The organism is Edaphobacter aggregans DSM 19364 (assembly GCF_000745965.1).
In the GTDB taxonomy this organism is placed as follows: domain Bacteria; phylum Acidobacteriota; class Terriglobia; order Terriglobales; family Acidobacteriaceae; genus Edaphobacter; species Edaphobacter aggregans.
Genome location: NZ_JQKI01000107.1, coordinates 1 through 16474 on the forward strand (window position 1 = coordinate 1; position 16474 = coordinate 16474).

General features: G+C 56.6%; 16 protein-coding genes. 9 read left to right on the forward strand and 7 right to left on the reverse strand.

Annotation, left to right across the window (positions count from 1 at the left end):
• Positions 1 to 70 precede the first annotated feature (70 nt).
• The gene (locus tag Q363_RS24495; protein ID WP_035356024.1) at positions 71 to 1027 is read right to left on the reverse strand and encodes a hypothetical protein; all 957 of its coding nucleotides are present in this window, start codon (positions 1025 to 1027) and stop codon (positions 71 to 73) included.
• Complete coding sequence (locus Q363_RS24500; protein ID WP_035356027.1) at positions 1024 to 2034, reverse strand: AAA family ATPase; 1011 nt, start codon at positions 2032 to 2034, stop codon at positions 1024 to 1026. The genes Q363_RS24495 and Q363_RS24500 overlap by 4 nt, the downstream gene beginning before the upstream one ends.
• Positions 2035 to 2345: 311 nt before the next feature.
• Between Q363_RS24500 and Q363_RS24505 the strand changes: the two genes are divergently transcribed.
• From Q363_RS24505 to Q363_RS24535, 7 genes are all read left to right on the forward strand, one after another.
• On the forward strand, positions 2346 to 2765 hold the full coding sequence (locus Q363_RS24505) for a hypothetical protein (protein ID WP_035356030.1): 420 nt from the start codon (positions 2346 to 2348) through the stop codon (positions 2763 to 2765).
• A 92-nt stretch (positions 2766 to 2857) separates the two neighbouring features.
• Complete coding sequence (locus Q363_RS24510; protein ID WP_035356032.1) at positions 2858 to 4333, forward strand: multicopper oxidase family protein; 1476 nt, start codon at positions 2858 to 2860, stop codon at positions 4331 to 4333.
• Between the two features lie 422 nt (positions 4334 to 4755).
• Positions 4756 to 6000 carry a TolC family protein gene (locus tag Q363_RS24515; RefSeq protein ID WP_211256331.1) on the forward strand — a complete coding sequence of 415 codons (1245 nt, stop codon included), beginning with the start codon at positions 4756 to 4758 and terminating at the stop codon, positions 5998 to 6000.
• A gap of 5 nt (positions 6001 to 6005) precedes the next feature.
• Positions 6006 to 6620: a c-type cytochrome gene (locus tag Q363_RS24520; RefSeq protein ID WP_035356035.1), complete on the forward strand. Its 615-nt coding sequence runs from the start codon at positions 6006 to 6008 to the stop codon at positions 6618 to 6620.
• A gap of 18 nt (positions 6621 to 6638) precedes the next feature.
• A complete protein-coding gene (locus Q363_RS24525; protein WP_035356038.1) occupies positions 6639 to 6992 on the forward strand; it encodes a DUF5666 domain-containing protein in 354 nt (117 codons plus the stop codon).
• Positions 6993 to 7109: 117 nt separating this feature from the next.
• Positions 7110 to 9227 carry a heavy metal translocating P-type ATPase gene (locus Q363_RS24530; protein ID WP_211256332.1) on the forward strand — a complete coding sequence of 706 codons (2118 nt, stop codon included), beginning with the start codon at positions 7110 to 7112 and terminating at the stop codon, positions 9225 to 9227.
• 187 nt (positions 9228 to 9414) lie between these two features.
• Positions 9415 to 9999, forward strand: coding sequence for a hypothetical protein (locus tag Q363_RS24535; RefSeq protein WP_157467479.1), 585 nt, complete (start codon positions 9415 to 9417; stop codon positions 9997 to 9999).
• A gap of 82 nt (positions 10000 to 10081) precedes the next feature.
• On the opposite strand, the gene Q363_RS24540 is transcribed toward Q363_RS24535, so the two are convergent.
• Together Q363_RS24540 and Q363_RS24545 are read right to left on the reverse strand one after the other, a co-directional pair.
• Positions 10082 to 10297 (reverse strand): hypothetical protein, encoded by a 216-nt coding sequence (locus Q363_RS24540; RefSeq protein ID WP_157467481.1) that lies wholly within the window; start codon positions 10295 to 10297, stop codon positions 10082 to 10084.
• A 30-nt stretch (positions 10298 to 10327) separates the two neighbouring features.
• A complete protein-coding gene (locus tag Q363_RS24545) occupies positions 10328 to 10999 on the reverse strand; it encodes a class I SAM-dependent methyltransferase (protein ID WP_169747111.1) in 672 nt (223 codons plus the stop codon).
• Between the two features lie 181 nt (positions 11000 to 11180).
• On the opposite strand from Q363_RS24545, the gene Q363_RS36745 reads away from it, so the two are divergent.
• The gene (locus Q363_RS36745) at positions 11181 to 11777 is read left to right on the forward strand and encodes a TetR/AcrR family transcriptional regulator (RefSeq protein ID WP_051979269.1); all 597 of its coding nucleotides are present in this window, start codon (positions 11181 to 11183) and stop codon (positions 11775 to 11777) included.
• 743 nt (positions 11778 to 12520) lie between these two features.
• Here the strand turns inward: Q363_RS36745 and Q363_RS24555 are convergent.
• Together Q363_RS24555 and Q363_RS24560 are read right to left on the reverse strand one after the other, a co-directional pair.
• On the reverse strand, positions 12521 to 13186 hold the full coding sequence (locus Q363_RS24555; RefSeq protein ID WP_035356045.1) for a siphovirus Gp157 family protein: 666 nt from the start codon (positions 13184 to 13186) through the stop codon (positions 12521 to 12523).
• A 225-nt stretch (positions 13187 to 13411) separates the two neighbouring features.
• On the reverse strand, positions 13412 to 14371 hold the full coding sequence (locus Q363_RS24560) for an IS5 family transposase (protein ID WP_035356063.1): 960 nt from the start codon (positions 14369 to 14371) through the stop codon (positions 13412 to 13414).
• 395 nt (positions 14372 to 14766) lie between these two features.
• Here Q363_RS24560 and Q363_RS24565 point away from each other — a divergent pair, with 395 nt between their 5' ends.
• Complete coding sequence (locus Q363_RS24565; RefSeq protein ID WP_035356048.1) at positions 14767 to 15048, forward strand: hypothetical protein; 282 nt, start codon at positions 14767 to 14769, stop codon at positions 15046 to 15048.
• Positions 15049 to 15651: 603 nt separating this feature from the next.
• Here the strand turns inward: Q363_RS24565 and Q363_RS24575 are convergent.
• Positions 15652 to 16474: DPP IV N-terminal domain-containing protein (locus Q363_RS24575; protein ID WP_035356053.1), on the reverse strand; the 823-nt coding region annotated here is incomplete at its 5' end.

Genomic DNA, 16474 nt, shown 5'->3' on the forward strand with positions numbered 1-16474 from the left:
AAGAAAGGATGATCGAGAAGGAGAGCGGTCCGGGCCTTCTGGATCCGGACCGCGGGGGGAAGATGCTTCGTCATGGTGTTGCAGCCTCCATGTATGCCGACATATGCAAGAAGATGTCTTCGACACTTGGCGCGTTCTTCAACATAGGCTTCTCGTGCGGATCGGCTGGGTCTTGCTCACGACCGCGCAGGGCCGCGTCCATCTGCGACAAGATCTGAGCGGCGTCCGTAGCGGTTGCGGCACGGAGAATCTCGTTCTTCTTCAGATCGTGTGCGCTGAAGTTGCACAGGCGATCCTTGATCTCCGCCGCAAACCGATTCAGTTCCTCGTCCTGGTTGACATTGAGACGCGGGAGCAAATCGACCAGATCGAAGACATTGGTGACCAACGAAGCATGGAATCGCGACTCCGGCTCGTCCAGTTTGTCGACCATGTGTGTGACCACATCCGTCAGCCGCACCCATAGGTCCCTGGTCCCGCGGTTGAGCGACTGGCGCACACTCTCGTCGATTTCTCGCGCGACCCGTGCCTGTTCTTCCTCGGAGAGCGTCACCCGGAAGTCATCGCCACTGGGAATGGGGAGCACTTCGAGCTTCACTCCGAACTTTGCCCGAAGCTTTTCGACCGAGGGATAGTCCTCCTCCCTGAAAAGGCCGTTCAACTCGGGACGGACCTGTTCAATATAGGACGGGTAGACTTCCAAGAACTCCTCAACACTCTGTGAGAAGGCACGTTCAAACTCTCGCATCTGTGTGGTGAGCTCAAAGTAGAAGTGTGCGGGCAGCAGACGGTAGCCTTCATCGGACCACGGCAGGGTGATCTTGTAGAAGTGCTGGCGAATTTGTCCAGCAAAGGTCCGAAGCGCGTCAAGCTTCTCTGCACCGCGGAGGAGTTGTTTGTTGTAGCGACCTACGCTCTCCTGCGCGCCGTGTTGGTCGGCAACGTCGCGGCTGACTTTCCGGTCGTGTTTCACCGCAGTCCAGATACTGATATGGACTGCGGCCAGCATGGCTCGTTCGGTAATCATTCGAGGACCTCCGCATGTTCGACACCGAAGCGAACAAACTCCGGCGTATGGGTGATGCCACGATTCCTCGCGGCCGCGTCGCGTATGGCCAGGACGCGCATCTCGGTAGGCATGCGATCGAGATACTGCATGCCTTTGGTGATCGAGTGGTCGCTGAGGACTCTTCCTAATGCAGTAGCAATTGCGATCTGTGCGGAAGGTTCCCCAGGGAGCGGCGCGCTATCCGGGTTCAAGAGAATTTCATCGATGGACGGCAGATCACGAAACAGCCGCAGGAAGGCAACCAGTTCCGTCGTGGCCGCGGGCCCAACAGTACCATCAAGCAGTTGCGCCTCGATCTCTGTGGCTCCCGTTAAGAAGCCACTCTTCTGCCGACGCGCGAAGCCGCTTAAGACGTTCGAGGCCATCTCCCAGGAGCGCGGCGTAGGCCACGCATTCACGTCCGACGTAGCGTTGGCATCATGCAGGAGTGCCGGCTTGAACCGCAGGAAAGCAATGATCTCCGGACGCAGCCTGGCACGAACTGCCCACTGGCACCAGTCGTCGAAGTCCGGCTCAAGGTTCAAGTGGACGAAGCGATTACGCAGCGGCCTCGGCATGGAGAAGTGCACACCCCGCTCGGATGCCGGATTGCCTGCGGCGACCACGACCCAACCGTCAGGGAGGTGATATTCACCGAGCTTGCGGTCGAGCACCAGCTGATAACAGCCCGCTTGCGTCATCTGCGGTGCGGCGGTCAATTCGTCGAGAAAGAGGATGCCCTTGCCGGACGTAGGCAAAAACTTGGGTGGCACCCACTCTGCTAGATCAGCGGAGATACGAGGCAACCCGCGCAGATCGACCGGATCAAGCTGAACCGCTCGGATGTCGAGGAACTGCCAGTCTAGATCAGAGGCTACCTGTGCAACGATTTGCGATTTACCCACACCGCATGCGCCCCAGATGTGCAAAGGCACACGTTCGGTAATGAGCGCATGGAGCGCTTCAAAGAGTTCAGAGGGCTTCATAGATTGTCCTTTACGGAGTGATAGGTCAGGCGAGGTTAAGATGAAGTGGAAAGGCGATGTGAACTGCGGCGGAGTCAGCGCACAGCTAGGCTGTGAACACCTAGATGGCTCTTTTGCATCATTCCGGCAGATGCCCGTCCATCGTTACCTATCAGAGAGACAAACCCGTCACTTCCAGCCCTCCGCATTTTGCGGCGATAAAGCGAACGGTGCTACCATCAGGATCGATACTGAAGTCCGTTTTGGGCTGTTTCAGCACGAGTATGCGTCTTTGCATCGTCAACGTCCGTTGGTGAATCAGAATGGTGGGAATGCCTAAGAAGCTCCTCTTCGTGACAGTGTTGCTGCTTCTCGTCAGCGTTCAGGCGCTGGCGGCAAGTTGCGATGTACGCTGCTCGCTCATGGGGACTTCGGGGCACGTGCATGCTTGGCACGCTGATGAGCAGATGTTTCATTGCTCCGGCATGTCCATGGAGAGCGACAAAGGGGCCAGCCTTTCCGCAAATGATTCTTGTGTAGCTACCACTTGTGGGACAGCGCTGAAGGCGATCAACAAGGGCAGTGATCAGAACGATGCAGACTCAAGCAAACTTCTGGTATCGGCGGTTGCTCTCCTGGTCGATCCTTTCGGCAGCAGTGGACCCAACAGAACCACCCCCTTCGCATCGCTCAGCCAAAGAAGCGACAGTACACCGCTCGCTCAACGTCCCGGCTCCTCCCTCCGTATCTAGTCCAGTCCTTTCCTCCTCGAATCCTTGCGGGGTTAGCGCGTGTGTTCACGCAGCCTTGTCTGTTTGACCCATTTTTCAAAACGAGGAAAGTTATGAGCGATCGCCGCACCTTCATTCAGAAGGCATTCGGTCTTGGCGCAGGGATGTTTGCCGCATTCAGATTGTTTGCCGATTCACAGAACGGGCCTACTTCCCGCAGCCGCTCCACGCATGCGGGTCCGTTTTTCAGCATGCCAGTCGTAACTGCCGACATCGGGGATCTGCCCTACACGATGGATGGCAGCACAAAGGTCTTCCACCTGATCGCCGAGGTAGTGAAACAGCAGATCAGTCCACTCAAGACGATTGACGCCTGGGGTTTCAACGGGAGCGCTCCAGGGCCCACGATTCAAGTCAATCAAGGCGACCATGTACGCGTGGTCTTCGAGAATCGCCTACCGGAACCGACTTCCATCCACTGGCATGGATTTGAAGACACCATTCAAAATGACGGCCAGCCCGGCATCAGCCAGGAGCCGGTGAAACCAGGCGGGCGTTTTGTCTACGAGTTCAATATCCATCAGGAAGGCACCTACTTCTACCACTCTCACATGGCGATGCAAGAGATGGCCGGTATGCTCGGGGCCTTCATCATGCATCCGAAGGAGCCCTACCGGCCGCATTGTGACAAGGACTTCCTGATCCATCTACAGGAATATGCGGTATTGCCGAACAATACAGTGCCCAACACGATGAACATGGAGTTCAACTGGCTGGTCTTCAATGGAAAAGCCGGTCCGGCAACGACTCCGCTCATCGTTCGCCTAGGCGATCGTGTCCGCATCCGTTTCGTAAACCTCGGCATGGACCATCATCCGATGCATCTACACGGACATACTTTTTACACGACTGGGACCGAAGGCGGCAGGATTCCCGAAGCTGCCTGGTGGCCTGGCAACACCGTACTTGTTGGCGTGGCCCAGGCGCGGACTGTCGAGTTCGTTGCCAACAACCCAGGCGACTGGATGATCCACTGCCATCTGCCCCACCACATGATGAATCAGATGTCGTCGACTGCCGGGAAGATGACCCGTACCGCAGGTATGCCAGCCGGAGGAGACATGAATACAGGCATGGGAATGCTGAATGGCACACCTGGCGCTCCGATGGGAGAAGACTATGGCCCAGCTTTGGGGCGCGGTTTAGGGGGTGTCGGGAATGCTTCCGATACTCCGACAACGAACGGCCCGCTTTCGCAGAAGAAGGCTATGGATGCGATGCCCGGAATGCAACATGACATGGGAAACATGCAGATGGGCCAGATGGCGCCGGACGACATCGCGAAGAACGCGAATGATGTTCCGAACTTCCCGCAAGATGCCTACATGGAAGGACCGATGATGGCGATGGACGAAATGGTCGATCGGCCAGAGAACTACGGTCTGCGCGCAGGATGGAGCGGCTTCATGCAGGGAATGATGACGTTTGTTCGTGTACTGCCGCCGGACAAATACGACGAGGTCATCGCCCGAATGAAGCAGGCCAAACGGCCTAATGACCCCTACGCCGCCATTCTGGAGCGTGCCTAATGCGAGGAGAAAAGATCAAAATCACAACTCTTGCACTTGCGATTACAAGCGCCTTCAGCTTGACTGCACTCGCTCAAAGTTCCGGCTCCTCCGCGAAACCAGACGACTCCATGCACTGCATGGAGGGTATGGCCATGCCGGGCTGTCCACAGACAGACAAGAACCAGCAGAACGCGCCTGGCACGCAGCATCACCAGCACAGCACACCCAGCCAACCTCCGCAAAATGTACAACCGCAGCAGCCGAAGCAACCAGACAAGATGGGCAACATGCCGGGTATGCAGATGGAGCCCGCCCGGCCTTCGCAAAGCCCGGATACGCATGCAACCATGACCCTGCAGGAACCAGAGAATCCGGAACACAAGACCGGACCGAATCTGCCTGCTCCGGAGTTACTCAAGGATGTTGCGGCGCGGCCTGCAATGAGCCTCGCTGATTTTGAGACTCTTGCCGATGCGAACAACCCCACACTCAAACTAGCCAATGCACTTGTTCGCAGATCACAGGAACAGGCACGACAGGCTGGGCTGTATTCCAACCCTTCAGTGGGCTATCAAGGCGAGGAGATCCGCGGCGGTGCCTATGGCGGTGGTGAGCATGGCGGGTTTGTGCAACAGACCATTGTTCTTGGTGGCAAGCTCGGATTGCGGCGCAACATCTATGAGCAACAGAAGAGATCTGACGAGATTGGAGTGCACGAGCAGACCCATCGTATCCATGGCGATGTACAACAGGCGTTCTATGATGCACTGACCGCGCAGGCGACGGTCCAATTGCGCGAACGTTTACTTGGTGTGGCCCTCGATGCTGTGGAGACTGTGCATCAACTTGCCAATGTGGGCCAGGCGGATGCGCCCGACATCCTGCAGACGGAAGTCGAGTCCGAACAGGCAAAAGTGGATTACGTCACAGCTCAACGCCAATACCTGCAGGCCTTCCGCACGCTGGCGGCTCTTACAGGAAAAAGTGATTTGGCTGTTAGCCCACTGCAAGGTGAGCTCGAGAATACGCCAGACCTGAATGCTGAGCAGATGGTGGATTCTGTTGTTGCGAACAGTCCAACAGTCAAGCGTGCTCAGCAGGAGGCCGCAGTAGCACAAGCGCGCCTGAAGGATGCGAAGCGAGAATCAGTCCCTGACCTTCAGCTGCGCGCCGGGGAGCAATACAATGCAGAGCAGGTCAGCCAGAATCCAGTCAGGCCTGTTGGAGCAGAGAGCTTCGCCAGCGCGACTATCAACATTCCGCTTTGGAACAGGAACCAGGGCAATGTTGGAGCCGCGAAGGCAGAAATCGAACGCGCACAGCAGGATCTCACCCGTGAGCAACTCTCGCTTCGCCGGCAAGCGGCACCTTTGGCCCAATCCTATGAGACTGCAAAGTTCGAAGCGGAACGCTACAAAACACAACTCATCCCGCGGTCAGCAAGAGCATATGACCTGTACCTGAAGAAGTACCAGAACATGGCGCAGGCTTATCCGCAGGTACTGGTATCGCAGCGCACATTGTTCCAACTGCAGATTGGTTATCTTATGGCACTCCACGATGTCTGGCGGAGCGCCATAGCTTTGCAGAACTACACTCTGACCGGCGGACTTGATGCCCCAATGTCCAGCGGCTCTTCGACCACGACGATCAACCTGCCGAATACCGGCGGAGCGCAGGAGTAGACCAAATGAAACGAATAGTTCTTATCGTTTCCGCTGGTCTCCTGCTCGTCGTAATCGGCTGTGTTCTCTATGCGAGCAGGATGATACATCGGGGCTTCAGCACACGCACCGAACCCATGCAGATGGAGAAAGCACTGGCCACTGCGATTCGCGGACGAGCCATTCCATCGCGCTACAAAACCATGAAGAACCCCGTTGCAACCACTCCTGAAGTGATCCACGAAGGAATGGCGCACTGGGCAGACCACTGTACCGCCTGCCATGCCAACAATGGCAGGGGTGACACCATGTACGGCAGGGCGATGTATCCGCGCCCACCAGACATGCGGCAGAGGGACTCGCAGGAGATGTCGGATGGCGAGCTCTACTACACCATCAAGAACGGCGTTCGCTTGAGCGGAATGCCAGCGTTCGGCGATCCGGGCGATGAGGATGTGGACAGCTGGAAGCTCGTTGTCTTCATTCGTCATCTGCCGCAACTCACGGGTGCTGAAGAGACGGAGATGCAGCGCCTGAATCCGAAATCTCCCGACGAAATTCAGGAGGAAAAGGAAGAAGAAGACTTTTTGAAGGGCGATACGAAATCAGCTACGCCGGCGACCAAAATGCACCATCACTAAATACATGGAGAAAAACACATGAAAAAACTGATAGCAATTTTCTTTACACTCGTGATCATGGTGAGCAGCGCCCACGCGCACAATGGTATGGAACACGTCATGGGAACTGTTGCCAGCATCACTGACAACTCCATTACCGTGACCACAACAGACGGAAAGACGCAGACCGTAACGACGACCGCCGATACAAAGTACAACAAGATTGATGCCGTCATTGCCCTGAAGGACATTAAGATCGGTGACAATGTCGTTATCCACGCGACAAACAAGGACAACAAGCTAGTGGCTGCAACTGTGAAGGTTGGCATGGGAAATGTGCCCGGTATGAAAATGGATGGCAAAAGCAGCAGCACATCGCCGCAACCAAAGTGACCTTGATTCCAGGGCCGTTCTAACAGAACGGTCTCGGGTGCTGGCAATACCAGGGCAGCGCCATATGGGCTGCCCAAGCTTTTGAACCTCAAAGCGATGATGCTCATGGAGCCAGATATGGGATCCAGTTCAAGACACGTGCACACGGAGCATATGGGTCACGGCAATACGCACGAAATGCATGGCGGACCTCCGAATGCGGGCATGCATTCGGGTCATGATCGTCACGCCGGGCACTCAGTGGCGATGTTCCGGGAAAAATTCTGGCTGAGTCTGGCCCTCACGCTTCCGGTGGTCCTGTGGTCGAGCGAGGTGCAACACTGGCTGGGCTACAGCGCCCCCGTTTTTCCAGGATCGCGATGGATCCCCGCCACTCTGGGCACCATTGTTTTTCTATATGGCGGAAGTGTTTTCATTCGCGGCGCATGGGGAGAGCTTTCAGACCGACGACCAGGCATGATGACTTTGATCAGCCTGGCTATCGTTGTTGCTTTTGTGGCGTCCTTTGCCGCGACTCTCGGTTTTTTCGAAGTTGACGTCTGGTGGGAGCTCGCGACGCTGATCACCATCATGGTCCTCGGTCACTGGCTGGAGATGAAGGCTATTACACAAGCCCGAGGCGCTCTCGACGCACTTGCCGCGTTGCTGCCGGACAGAGTAGACCGCGTAACGGAGTCGGGCATCGAAGAAATCTCGCTCTCGGATTTACGCGTAGGCGATGTCGTTCTCGTGCGGCCCGGAGCTCGTGTGCCTGCTGATGGAACGGTGATGGAGGGCACGGCCGATGTCGATGAGTCCATGATTACCGGTGAGTCGAGGGCAGTTTCGAAAGGACCGGGCGCTGCCGTGGTGGCGGGGACAGTTGCCGCGGGCGGGAGTCTTCGGGTGCAGATAAAAGCCGTCGGGGACCAGACGGCACTCTCAGGCATTATGCGGCTTGTCGCCGCCGCACAGGCTTCCGGTTCCCGGGCCCAGGCTCTGGCTGATCGCGCCGCTGCACTTCTTTTCTACGTCGCACTTGTATCAGGTATCCTGACGCTGGTCTATTGGTGGCTGGCTGGCGATAAGGAACATGCACTCGTCAGAACAGCCACAGTACTGGTCATTGCCTGTCCGCACGCGCTTGGCCTTGCCATTCCTCTCGTGATTGCTATTTCGACTTCGCTCGGCGCGAAGAACGGCTTGCTGGTAAAGGACCGCCTGGCGCTCGAACGAGCCCGGGATTTGGACGTTGTGATCTTTGATAAAACGGGAACACTCACCAAGGGTGCTCCTGTTCTATCCGGAGTGGCGCCCGCCCCTAGCATTAGTGAAGACGAATTACTCGGACTTGCCTCCGGAGTAGAGGCTGACTCCGAACACCCAATCGCCAAAGCCATTGTAGTTGGCGCCGATCGGCGCGGCGTCAGGCCCCAACCGACGACGAACTTCGAGGCATTGCCAGGACGCGGGGCACGCGCAATCGTGGACGGGCAGAGTGTGGCTGTCGGCGGACCACGAATGATTGCTGATGCAAAGGCTGCCGTTACACCTGTGCTCGCGAAGACGGTAGATATCTGGGCGTCCCAAGGACGGACCGTGCTTTATGTTGTTCGAGACAGCAGCGTGATTGGCGCGCTCGCAGTCGAAGACGAGATTCGGCCGGAGTCCGCCGAGGCAGTGAAGGCATTGCACGAGCTTGGTGTGCGCGTGGCGATGATCACAGGTGATGCGCAAACGGTTGCGGATTCGGTTGCGAAGCAGCTTGGGATTGATGAAGTCGCCGCACAGGTTCTGCCTGCCGATAAGGCAGCGGCGGTGGAACGATTCCGGTCTGGCGGTAATAAAGTGGCAATGGTCGGCGATGGTGTGAACGACGCGCCAGCGCTTGCGACGGCAAATGTCGGAATCGCGATCGGAGCTGGCACGGATGTCGCGGTGGAGTCTGCGGGAATCGTTCTCGTGCGCAGCGACCCGCGCGACGTCGTGCGAGCGATTGAATTGTCGCGAGCCACGTATCGGAAAATGGTGCAAAACCTGTTGTGGGCAACCGCTTATAACCTTGTTGCTATTCCCGTAGCTGCCGGCCTCTTTATCCGTTGGGGAGTTGATCTACCGATGAGTGTCGGCGCGATCGCCATGAGCCTCTCCACGATTGTTGTTGCGCTCAACGCGCAGCTTCTTCGTGGTTTGAAACTCGGACATGAAACTTACTTCGATCAAGGCGTCCCCTTCGTTAGACAAACAACAATGTAGAAGAGCAGAAGAGCACGGCGGAGACATCCTTGACGCTGATCATTGAGCTCATCGTGACCGTGCGGCTAGTATCATCCCATCGTTCAGATTACACTTACCAAACCACAGTTCTCATGCTTAAAAACAAGTACTCGCTTCGACGGTCCAGAAGACATTTCGTTCTCGCGACAGTTGCAGTCGTGATCGTTTGTTTTGCGTACGCAGCAACGCCTCCACCAGATGTTCGTCATCGACTGAGCATGGCAACCGCTATGCAGGTCTGATTTTTCTCGCGGCATCGCTATGGCTCGGACCATGGAATGTCCTACGGCTGCGGCCTAATCCCATCAGCTCTGACTTTCGCCTGGATGTGGGCATCTGGACGGGTATTCTGGCTATCCTGCATACGGCGATCGGCTTGACCGTCCATCTTCGCGGACGGATGTGGATGTATTTTTTCAAACAGCTTCATCCGCTCCGGCTGCAGGGTACGCAATTTGGCTTTGCCAATTTCGCCGGACTCGGTGCGGCCTTACTCTTCTTGATGCTCTTGGCGATCTCCAATGATCTCTCGCTCCATTCCCTGGGAACTCGCCGCTGGAAGTCTCTCCAGAGATGGACGTATGCAGCCTTGGTGCTGACAGCTGCTCATGGCATTGCTTATCAAATGGTGGAGAAACGCCACTTGCCCTGGGTTCTGATTTTCACAGCACTCCTGATCGCGGTTACTGCGATTCAGGTCATTGGCTTTCTGCGCTTTCAAAGGCATTTGAGCCGCCGGCAGGTAGGTTAGGAATCATCTCCCTCAAATCCCGCCCCTCTAATCGCGGCCAAATCCTTCGGGCGGACTCGGTATCCTGCTCGCTCACCGCGTTTTAGTTTCGAGACCGGCGCCGAAACAACGTATATACAGAGCTGAGCAATCCCAGATGTGTGATCAGCACAATAATTATTACGCCCGCCACCACTGCCGTCGACAATGCCTTATGAAGCAGAGCGAAGCGGAGGACAAGCGCGTGAGAGGCGATGAGTGCGACACCTGCACCAAGCAGTATCCAGGGGCGGGTAAGCATTCGACTGTGTTCTTTCATGATCTCCATCCCTGGCCGCGATGGCCGATATTACTTGCAACACGGAGCCACCCCGAGGACAAACTGCAAGTCGCCGATTCCCACCGCTCCGCTCTCCTCAATCTCCAGGCCCGTTTCATTGAAGATATCGACCATTTCGGCAAGGCTGATATGACCATGCCGGTGAAAATGCGCAACGATGCCTCGTTCTCCGGGTGACGTTGCGAAATCGACGGCCAGCACTCTGCCTCCGGGCCTTAGCACTCTTTGTATCTCGCTGGCGCACTGATTGCGCAGCTTGCCCGGCAGATGGTGCAGCATCACTGTGTTCAGCACAACGTCAAAATGACCATCGGAGAACGGCAGCGCCTCGGCGAGAGCGTTCTTGAGCACAATCTCGACGCCGGCCTTGCTCGCCTTTTTTCCGGCCCTGGCAATCATCTCCGGCGAAGCGTCGACTCCGCATACCGTGCCCTTCGGTCCCACCAGCTCCTTGGCCATGATCGCAAGTGTGCCCGTTCCACAACCCACATCCAGAACTCGCTCGCCCGGAGTTAAGCGCGCGAGCCTAAGAACTCTCTCCCGAAAAACCTTCTCTCTCCCCAAAGTCAGGAACCAAAGCGTGAGATCGTATTTTGCAGCCCCGTGAAGGACTAGGCCGCTTGTCTTGAGCGTCTGTTTTGCTTCGGCTCTGGGTATCTGTTTCGCTTCCGCTGTGTTCATCAACATAACCTCCCTCTTTCTGCGCTAGCTGCTCACGAACAATCGTGTGAATATGGACACCTGTTCGAAATCAAGCCTAAGCTTGAGCCGTGGCCCAGAGAAGAACGGGGTATGCGGGCCTGTCCGTTAGCGGACAACACGGTTGTTTTGTCCGTTTGCGCTCAACGCCCGAAGGGGAAAGATGCCGATCCAAAAAGGCAGGACACCAGACCGGCGCATCGCAAGAACGCAAAAACTTCTACGCGATGCCCTCCATTCGCTGATTCATGAAAGAGACTACGACTCGATCGCTGTCAAGGAGATCCTTGATCGCGCCAACGTCGGCCGGTCTGCGTTTTATATGCACTTCCGAGATAAGGACGATCTCCTCGCCGCAACTTTCCACGACATATTTGGTTCCGTCCCCTCCATGCGTCCGGAGACCGGAGATCGGCGCACGGAAAAGATTCTTGGGTTCAGTCTCCCGATCTTCGAGCATCTCGATCGCCTCCGCCGGGCAGGCGAACTTAGACTCGGACCGAGGGGGCGAGCCATTCTTCACGGGCACCTGCAAAAAGCGCTGGTCGAACTAATCGCCGAGGAGGTAGGAAAAAGTCTTCAGGGCCGGCGGAAACTCGGAGGCCAAGTACCCCATGACGTAGTCGTTCAATTCGTCGCTTCAACCTTCATCCTCGTGCTGAATTGGTGGGTCGACAGCAGAAGCAAACTTTCTCCAAAGCAGGTCGACGACCTGTTTCGTGCGTTGATTCTGCCGACGTTAGCCTCGACTTCGGAATAACAGGATTGGCATCAGCAGAATGCCTATGCTGGTAATACGTTTCTGCTTAACTGTTCCTGCTTCAGCAATTGCATAACCCACGCTGAAGATACAGCGATTTTCTATCAAAAGAAGCCCACACGCGCACCGTTCCGCTGTCACGAGCAGCCGCTCGTAGTGCCACAGTTGGCGCACTTGTGGCAGCTACCGTTCGGGACCATCAATGACCCACAAGTGACACAGAGCGGCGCATCGCCAACCTCACAGCTGTCGTGGAGAAATTGCGAAATGGCAGCGGGAGCCTGGTTTTCCTCTTCGCTGCCGTGTCGTTCTACGACTGGCATTTGTTGTGCAAACCGCGGTAGCTGCTTGCCTGACAGGAATCGCAATGCCATCCAGCGAAAGAGGTAGTCCATGATTGACTTGGCGGATGAAGATTTCGCACGGCTGCCCGTTCGGATAAAGACCGACGGTCAGGTAGCCCTCGTGGCCGGCGATGGAGAAATGGTGTGTGAGACCCACCCGCTCGTCAGGCAGACGATGCCGGTTCGCGGCCGGTGGTCCTGACAGATCTTCTTGCTGAGGGGGTTCCCTCGCAGGTGCTGCATTCATCGGCTCAGACATTGAAACCTCCTTTCTCGAATTGTGCGGATAGCGCACCGAATCGCCTGTAAGCTGCTCAGGGTCACAGGCGATGGTTCAAGAAGTAATCGGCCAGCGCCATGCCGGCCTATCCTATTTGCGGGTCTCTGATTGACCTCCCACTATTCGATTCGCAGATGGTACCCGCGTTTGACCGAAGCTCCCTCGACTACGCCACCGTTGGCAACGTGTTGCTTGATGGCACTATTCGAGGGCTCGCTAGATTTGACGGAGGCTGCGAGCGGTTCTGCCAGCTTCTTGGGCAATGCATCGATCACGTCGAGCCAGAGGGGACCATCTATCTTTGCCTCGAAGCGGCGTAGGTCATCAGGGATGCTGTCAGGCTGAGTGATCACCACACTGTCCTGGAAGTTCTTGTTCCGTTTCAGAGTAAATTCATGACTCTCGATCTTCTTCAGGTCGTGGCTGGCAAGATAGTAGAGGACCATGGACTCGGTCCGTTCGATCTTGTTCTGGGCCCTCTTGGCTCGCGCAGCGTACCTTGCCGACTCCTTCTTGCAGTATTCGGCGCGCGTCTCCATGATCCGTAGAAATCTGCCGATCCGATCGATCTTTACATCCATCGCCTGACAGAACACTTGGAAGCGCTCCATTGCTTCGGCGCTCGCCTCGCCCCGCTCTTCGATCTCATCCTGAATCTGATCGAGCAGCGCATCCAGTTCACTGTCTAGCTCAAGCAGAGAATGATCCGCGGCAACCAGAGTGGGAGACGACTGCGCACCAGTTGTCCCTTGAAACGGAATCAGAGGTGTAGCTTTGCTGCCCATAGAATCTCCTGTTTTGTCATTGAAAGCTCCAAACATGTGAGCCTGCGGACAACTCACAGGCTCACATGCAATGGTTTAGGGAAGCTCTGCGCAGGTTCCTGATTTGCGGGCGGCAAGCAGGTAGGTGTGTTGGGCAGAGTGTTTTTCAGCGATAGATCGCCGAAAGCGGTGGTTTCACTGCTTGACTCGGTGCCCTGCGAGGCCGTTTTCCGGCCTCTGGACACACTACGCCCCGAGTTCTGCCAGCCGTTTGCGGTGCAGATACAGATTCACCAGGGCGAAGTTCGCGCATAGCCGGTGATGGTTCTTCGCGATGCCTCTGTACCTCACCTTGTCGAAGCCGAACACACGCTTCAGGATGCGGAACGGATGCTCTACCTTGGCCCGTACACTCGACTTACTCCGGTTCTTCTTTTTCTGTAACTCGTCCACATAGTCCTTGAACTTCGTGCGCCTACAGGTCATGTCCTGGGCCTTCGGAGAGGCCTCTTTGATCGCCTCTGTCTGGCCTTGATAGCCGCCGTCGCCCCACACCTTGCGCTCCTCGCCGTGCAGCAACTCGGGCAGCATGTGACAGTCCGCCACGCTGGCCGCGCTGGTTGCCACCGAGTGGACGTGGCCCTCCTTCGCATCCACGCCGATGTGCGCCTTCAACCCGAAGTACCACTGCTTGCCCTTCCTGGTCTGGTGCATCTCCGGGTCCCGCTCGCCGCTCGCATTCTTGGTCGACGAAGGCGCATGGAGGATGGTCGCGTCCACGATCGTGCCGGTCTGGATGCGGATGCCCTTGGCCTCCAGATGCACGTTCACCGCATCCAGCATCAGACCGCCAAGATCGTGCCTCTCCACTAAGTGACGGAACCGCAACACCGTCGTCTCGTCAGGCGCGGGAGCAACGCCAAGGTCCACCCCAACGAACCGCCGCAACACCGCAGACTCGTACAGCGCCTCCTCCACGCCGGGGTCCGACAGGTTGAACCACTGTTGCGCGAAGTACGTCCGTAGCATGATCGACAGCCCCACTGGTTGCCGTCCCTTGCCTGCCTTGGCATAGTGCGGCCGCACCAGAGCTTCCAGGCCAGACCACGGAACCACCTTCTCCATCTCATCCAGAAAAAGCTCCCGTCGGCTCTTCCGACCATACTTCTCGAACACCGACTGACTCGCCAGACTCTGCTGCTTCATCGCAAACCACCTCGCAGCTATCAGATTAATCAATCAGACCGCGGTCGCAGAACTTGTGCAGAGTCTCCTTAGGCGAAGAGCAGCATCTGCTCTCCCTCTCCGTGGACGGTGGGCCAAAGCGTGGAAGGCTTCTGTTGACTCTTCGGAGCGGATTCGACGAGATGCACTGCAGGCGACGAATGTTGTGACCAACTCCTGCGACAGAAGAGGCAAATAATTGATCGTCCTCTGCCACTAACTCCGTCTGCGACACCATCGGCATCGGTGGCAAGTGCTGGGCACGTTCGCGCTTGAGATCAGCCCAGACGGCATCGGCTGACTCACCAACGCGCCCACGCTCGACCAACTCACGCGCCATGGCGCTCATCATGCCGTCATCACTCTCGAGAGAATGAATGCCTTCGCCCGACGGGACGAAGGATGCGATTCTGTGGGTGGTCTCGACGAAGGAGTGGAACGAGGCGCACAAGGACAGGCCCGCAGTGCTGCTTGCGTACGATGCGAGGGACATTACGCGTGAGCTGTACAACAGTGAACAGAAGAGCGAACGGGATCGTGCCGATATGACCGTTCGTTTCGCCATACCGACGGTTGCGGACGGTCATATAATTGTCGGTGCTCGCGGACGATTGGATGTCTATGGCTTGCTCAACCCAGGCAGTCGCTCTCAGAAGTAAGCTTCGAGGTCGTAAGCCTCGCGGGCTTTGGCCAGGCGTGAACTTTCCGAAATCCCCGTTTTCGGGAGGTTCGTATTGAGCCACACAGATAGCAGGCCGAACCTGCATAATGAAGGCAAATGAAATCTCGCGTTCCACAATTGGCCTTGTCGTTTGCTATCGCAATCGGCTTGACCGTTGCCATAGCGTTCTTGACGGATGACACGCCGTTTGAATTCGCAAATGTCGTATTCGCTCCTGGTATGCTCGTCGCTGCTCTAGGCTTTCCTCAAGGGGTCGAATCTGACCATGCGAATCTTTACTTGGCGCTAGCGGGTCTTATTACGGCAATCTTGCTTACTTGGCCTGTTATGAAGTTAGGGCAATTATTCTCTTACTGGAGACATTCACGAGAAGCGCGACGCATTCCATAGAGCCTGGGATGTTCGGCCTGGGTCGAAGTTGCTCAAAACCCCGTTTTTCAGGCACTTCGTTGCTGGGAGGCTTCTCAACGATGTGTTACTTCCGGATCACCGCTCAAACCTGGAGTTAGGCGACGCATTCTATGCCATCGCCAAGGAGCTCACGCCAGAGCATTTCGGCCTGCCAGCGTGCGAATATCAGCTACTGAACGTTATTGATCAAAATAGCATTGCTCGCCGACATGCCCCGAGACACCGCGAGTTGGGTGCCATCGGGTGACGAGACAAAAGACCATACAAGGTCGGATTGAAAATTGGTCAACTGTTTGGGTTTGCTTCCGTCAAGAGGAAAGCTCCAGAGATTTGAGACGCCGTTTCGGTTCTCGACGTCGACCAACGACTTTCCATCGTGGGACCACCGAAAAGGTGGCCATGTCAGCCTAGACGCCAATGGAGGAATTTCAAGCAGCTTAAGAGGCGTGCCACCTTCTGCTGGCAGAACGCCTACTTTCAGCGGCGATCCATCTGATTTCCGGAACAAGCAAGCGATCAGCTTACCATCGGGCGACACGTCAGCCCACCAGGAGTAACTGCTTGTAATCTGAGCGGGAGTGCCGCCATTGCTCGGAATCCTCCATATCGTTGACTTTTCTACCACGCCAACGGGCGGGATTGAGGTGTAATAAATCCAGCGGCCATCGGGGGACCAGGAGGGCCCCGCTTCTCCTCTCCCGTCCGTAAGTTGTCGGGGATTGCCGCCGTCGATATCCATCTTCCAGATGTGGGGAAGGCCAGTGCGACCGCCGGTAAAAGCGACGAAACGCCCGTCGGGTGACACGGATGGAAACTCATTGGTGAGCGTGTTCGCCGTCAGCTGCTTAGGGTTGCGTCCGTCAGTACCTACGATCCACAGGTCCTCATCCCCGCTGGCATCGCTCCCGTAAACGATCCTCCCGTCCGGGGTCCAGGAGGGCCACTCTGCCCACGACTCCGTCGCGAAGGTAATCTGTTTGACGGCGTTGAGG

Excerpts from the sequence above, each read along its gene's own strand:
- Q363_RS36745 (WP_051979269.1), top strand. The coding sequence starts at position 11,181 with ATGCCGATCCAAAAAGGCAGGACACCAGACCGGCGCATCGCAAGAACG.
- Q363_RS24560 (WP_035356063.1), bottom strand. The coding sequence starts at position 14,371 with ATGAAGCAGCAGAGTCTGGCGAGTCAGTCGGTGTTCGAGAAGTATGGT.
- Q363_RS24500 (WP_035356027.1), bottom strand. The coding sequence starts at position 2,034 with ATGAAGCCCTCTGAACTCTTTGAAGCGCTCCATGCGCTCATTACCGAA.
- Q363_RS24525 (WP_035356038.1), top strand. The coding sequence starts at position 6,639 with ATGAAAAAACTGATAGCAATTTTCTTTACACTCGTGATCATGGTGAGC.
- Q363_RS24505 (WP_035356030.1), top strand. The coding sequence starts at position 2,346 with ATGCCTAAGAAGCTCCTCTTCGTGACAGTGTTGCTGCTTCTCGTCAGC.
- Q363_RS24520 (WP_035356035.1), top strand. The coding sequence starts at position 6,006 with ATGAAACGAATAGTTCTTATCGTTTCCGCTGGTCTCCTGCTCGTCGTA.
- Q363_RS24530 (WP_211256332.1), top strand. The coding sequence starts at position 7,110 with ATGGGATCCAGTTCAAGACACGTGCACACGGAGCATATGGGTCACGGC.
- Q363_RS24495 (WP_035356024.1), bottom strand. The coding sequence starts at position 1,027 with ATGATTACCGAACGAGCCATGCTGGCCGCAGTCCATATCAGTATCTGG.
- Q363_RS24515 (WP_211256331.1), top strand. The coding sequence starts at position 4,756 with ATGAGCCTCGCTGATTTTGAGACTCTTGCCGATGCGAACAACCCCACA.
- Q363_RS24510 (WP_035356032.1), top strand. The coding sequence starts at position 2,858 with ATGAGCGATCGCCGCACCTTCATTCAGAAGGCATTCGGTCTTGGCGCA.
- Q363_RS24565 (WP_035356048.1), top strand. The coding sequence starts at position 14,767 with ATGCCTTCGCCCGACGGGACGAAGGATGCGATTCTGTGGGTGGTCTCG.
- Q363_RS24555 (WP_035356045.1), bottom strand. The coding sequence starts at position 13,186 with ATGGGCAGCAAAGCTACACCTCTGATTCCGTTTCAAGGGACAACTGGT.
- Q363_RS24540 (WP_157467481.1), bottom strand. The coding sequence starts at position 10,297 with ATGAAAGAACACAGTCGAATGCTTACCCGCCCCTGGATACTGCTTGGT.
- Q363_RS24545 (WP_169747111.1), bottom strand. The coding sequence starts at position 10,999 with ATGAACACAGCGGAAGCGAAACAGATACCCAGAGCCGAAGCAAAACAG.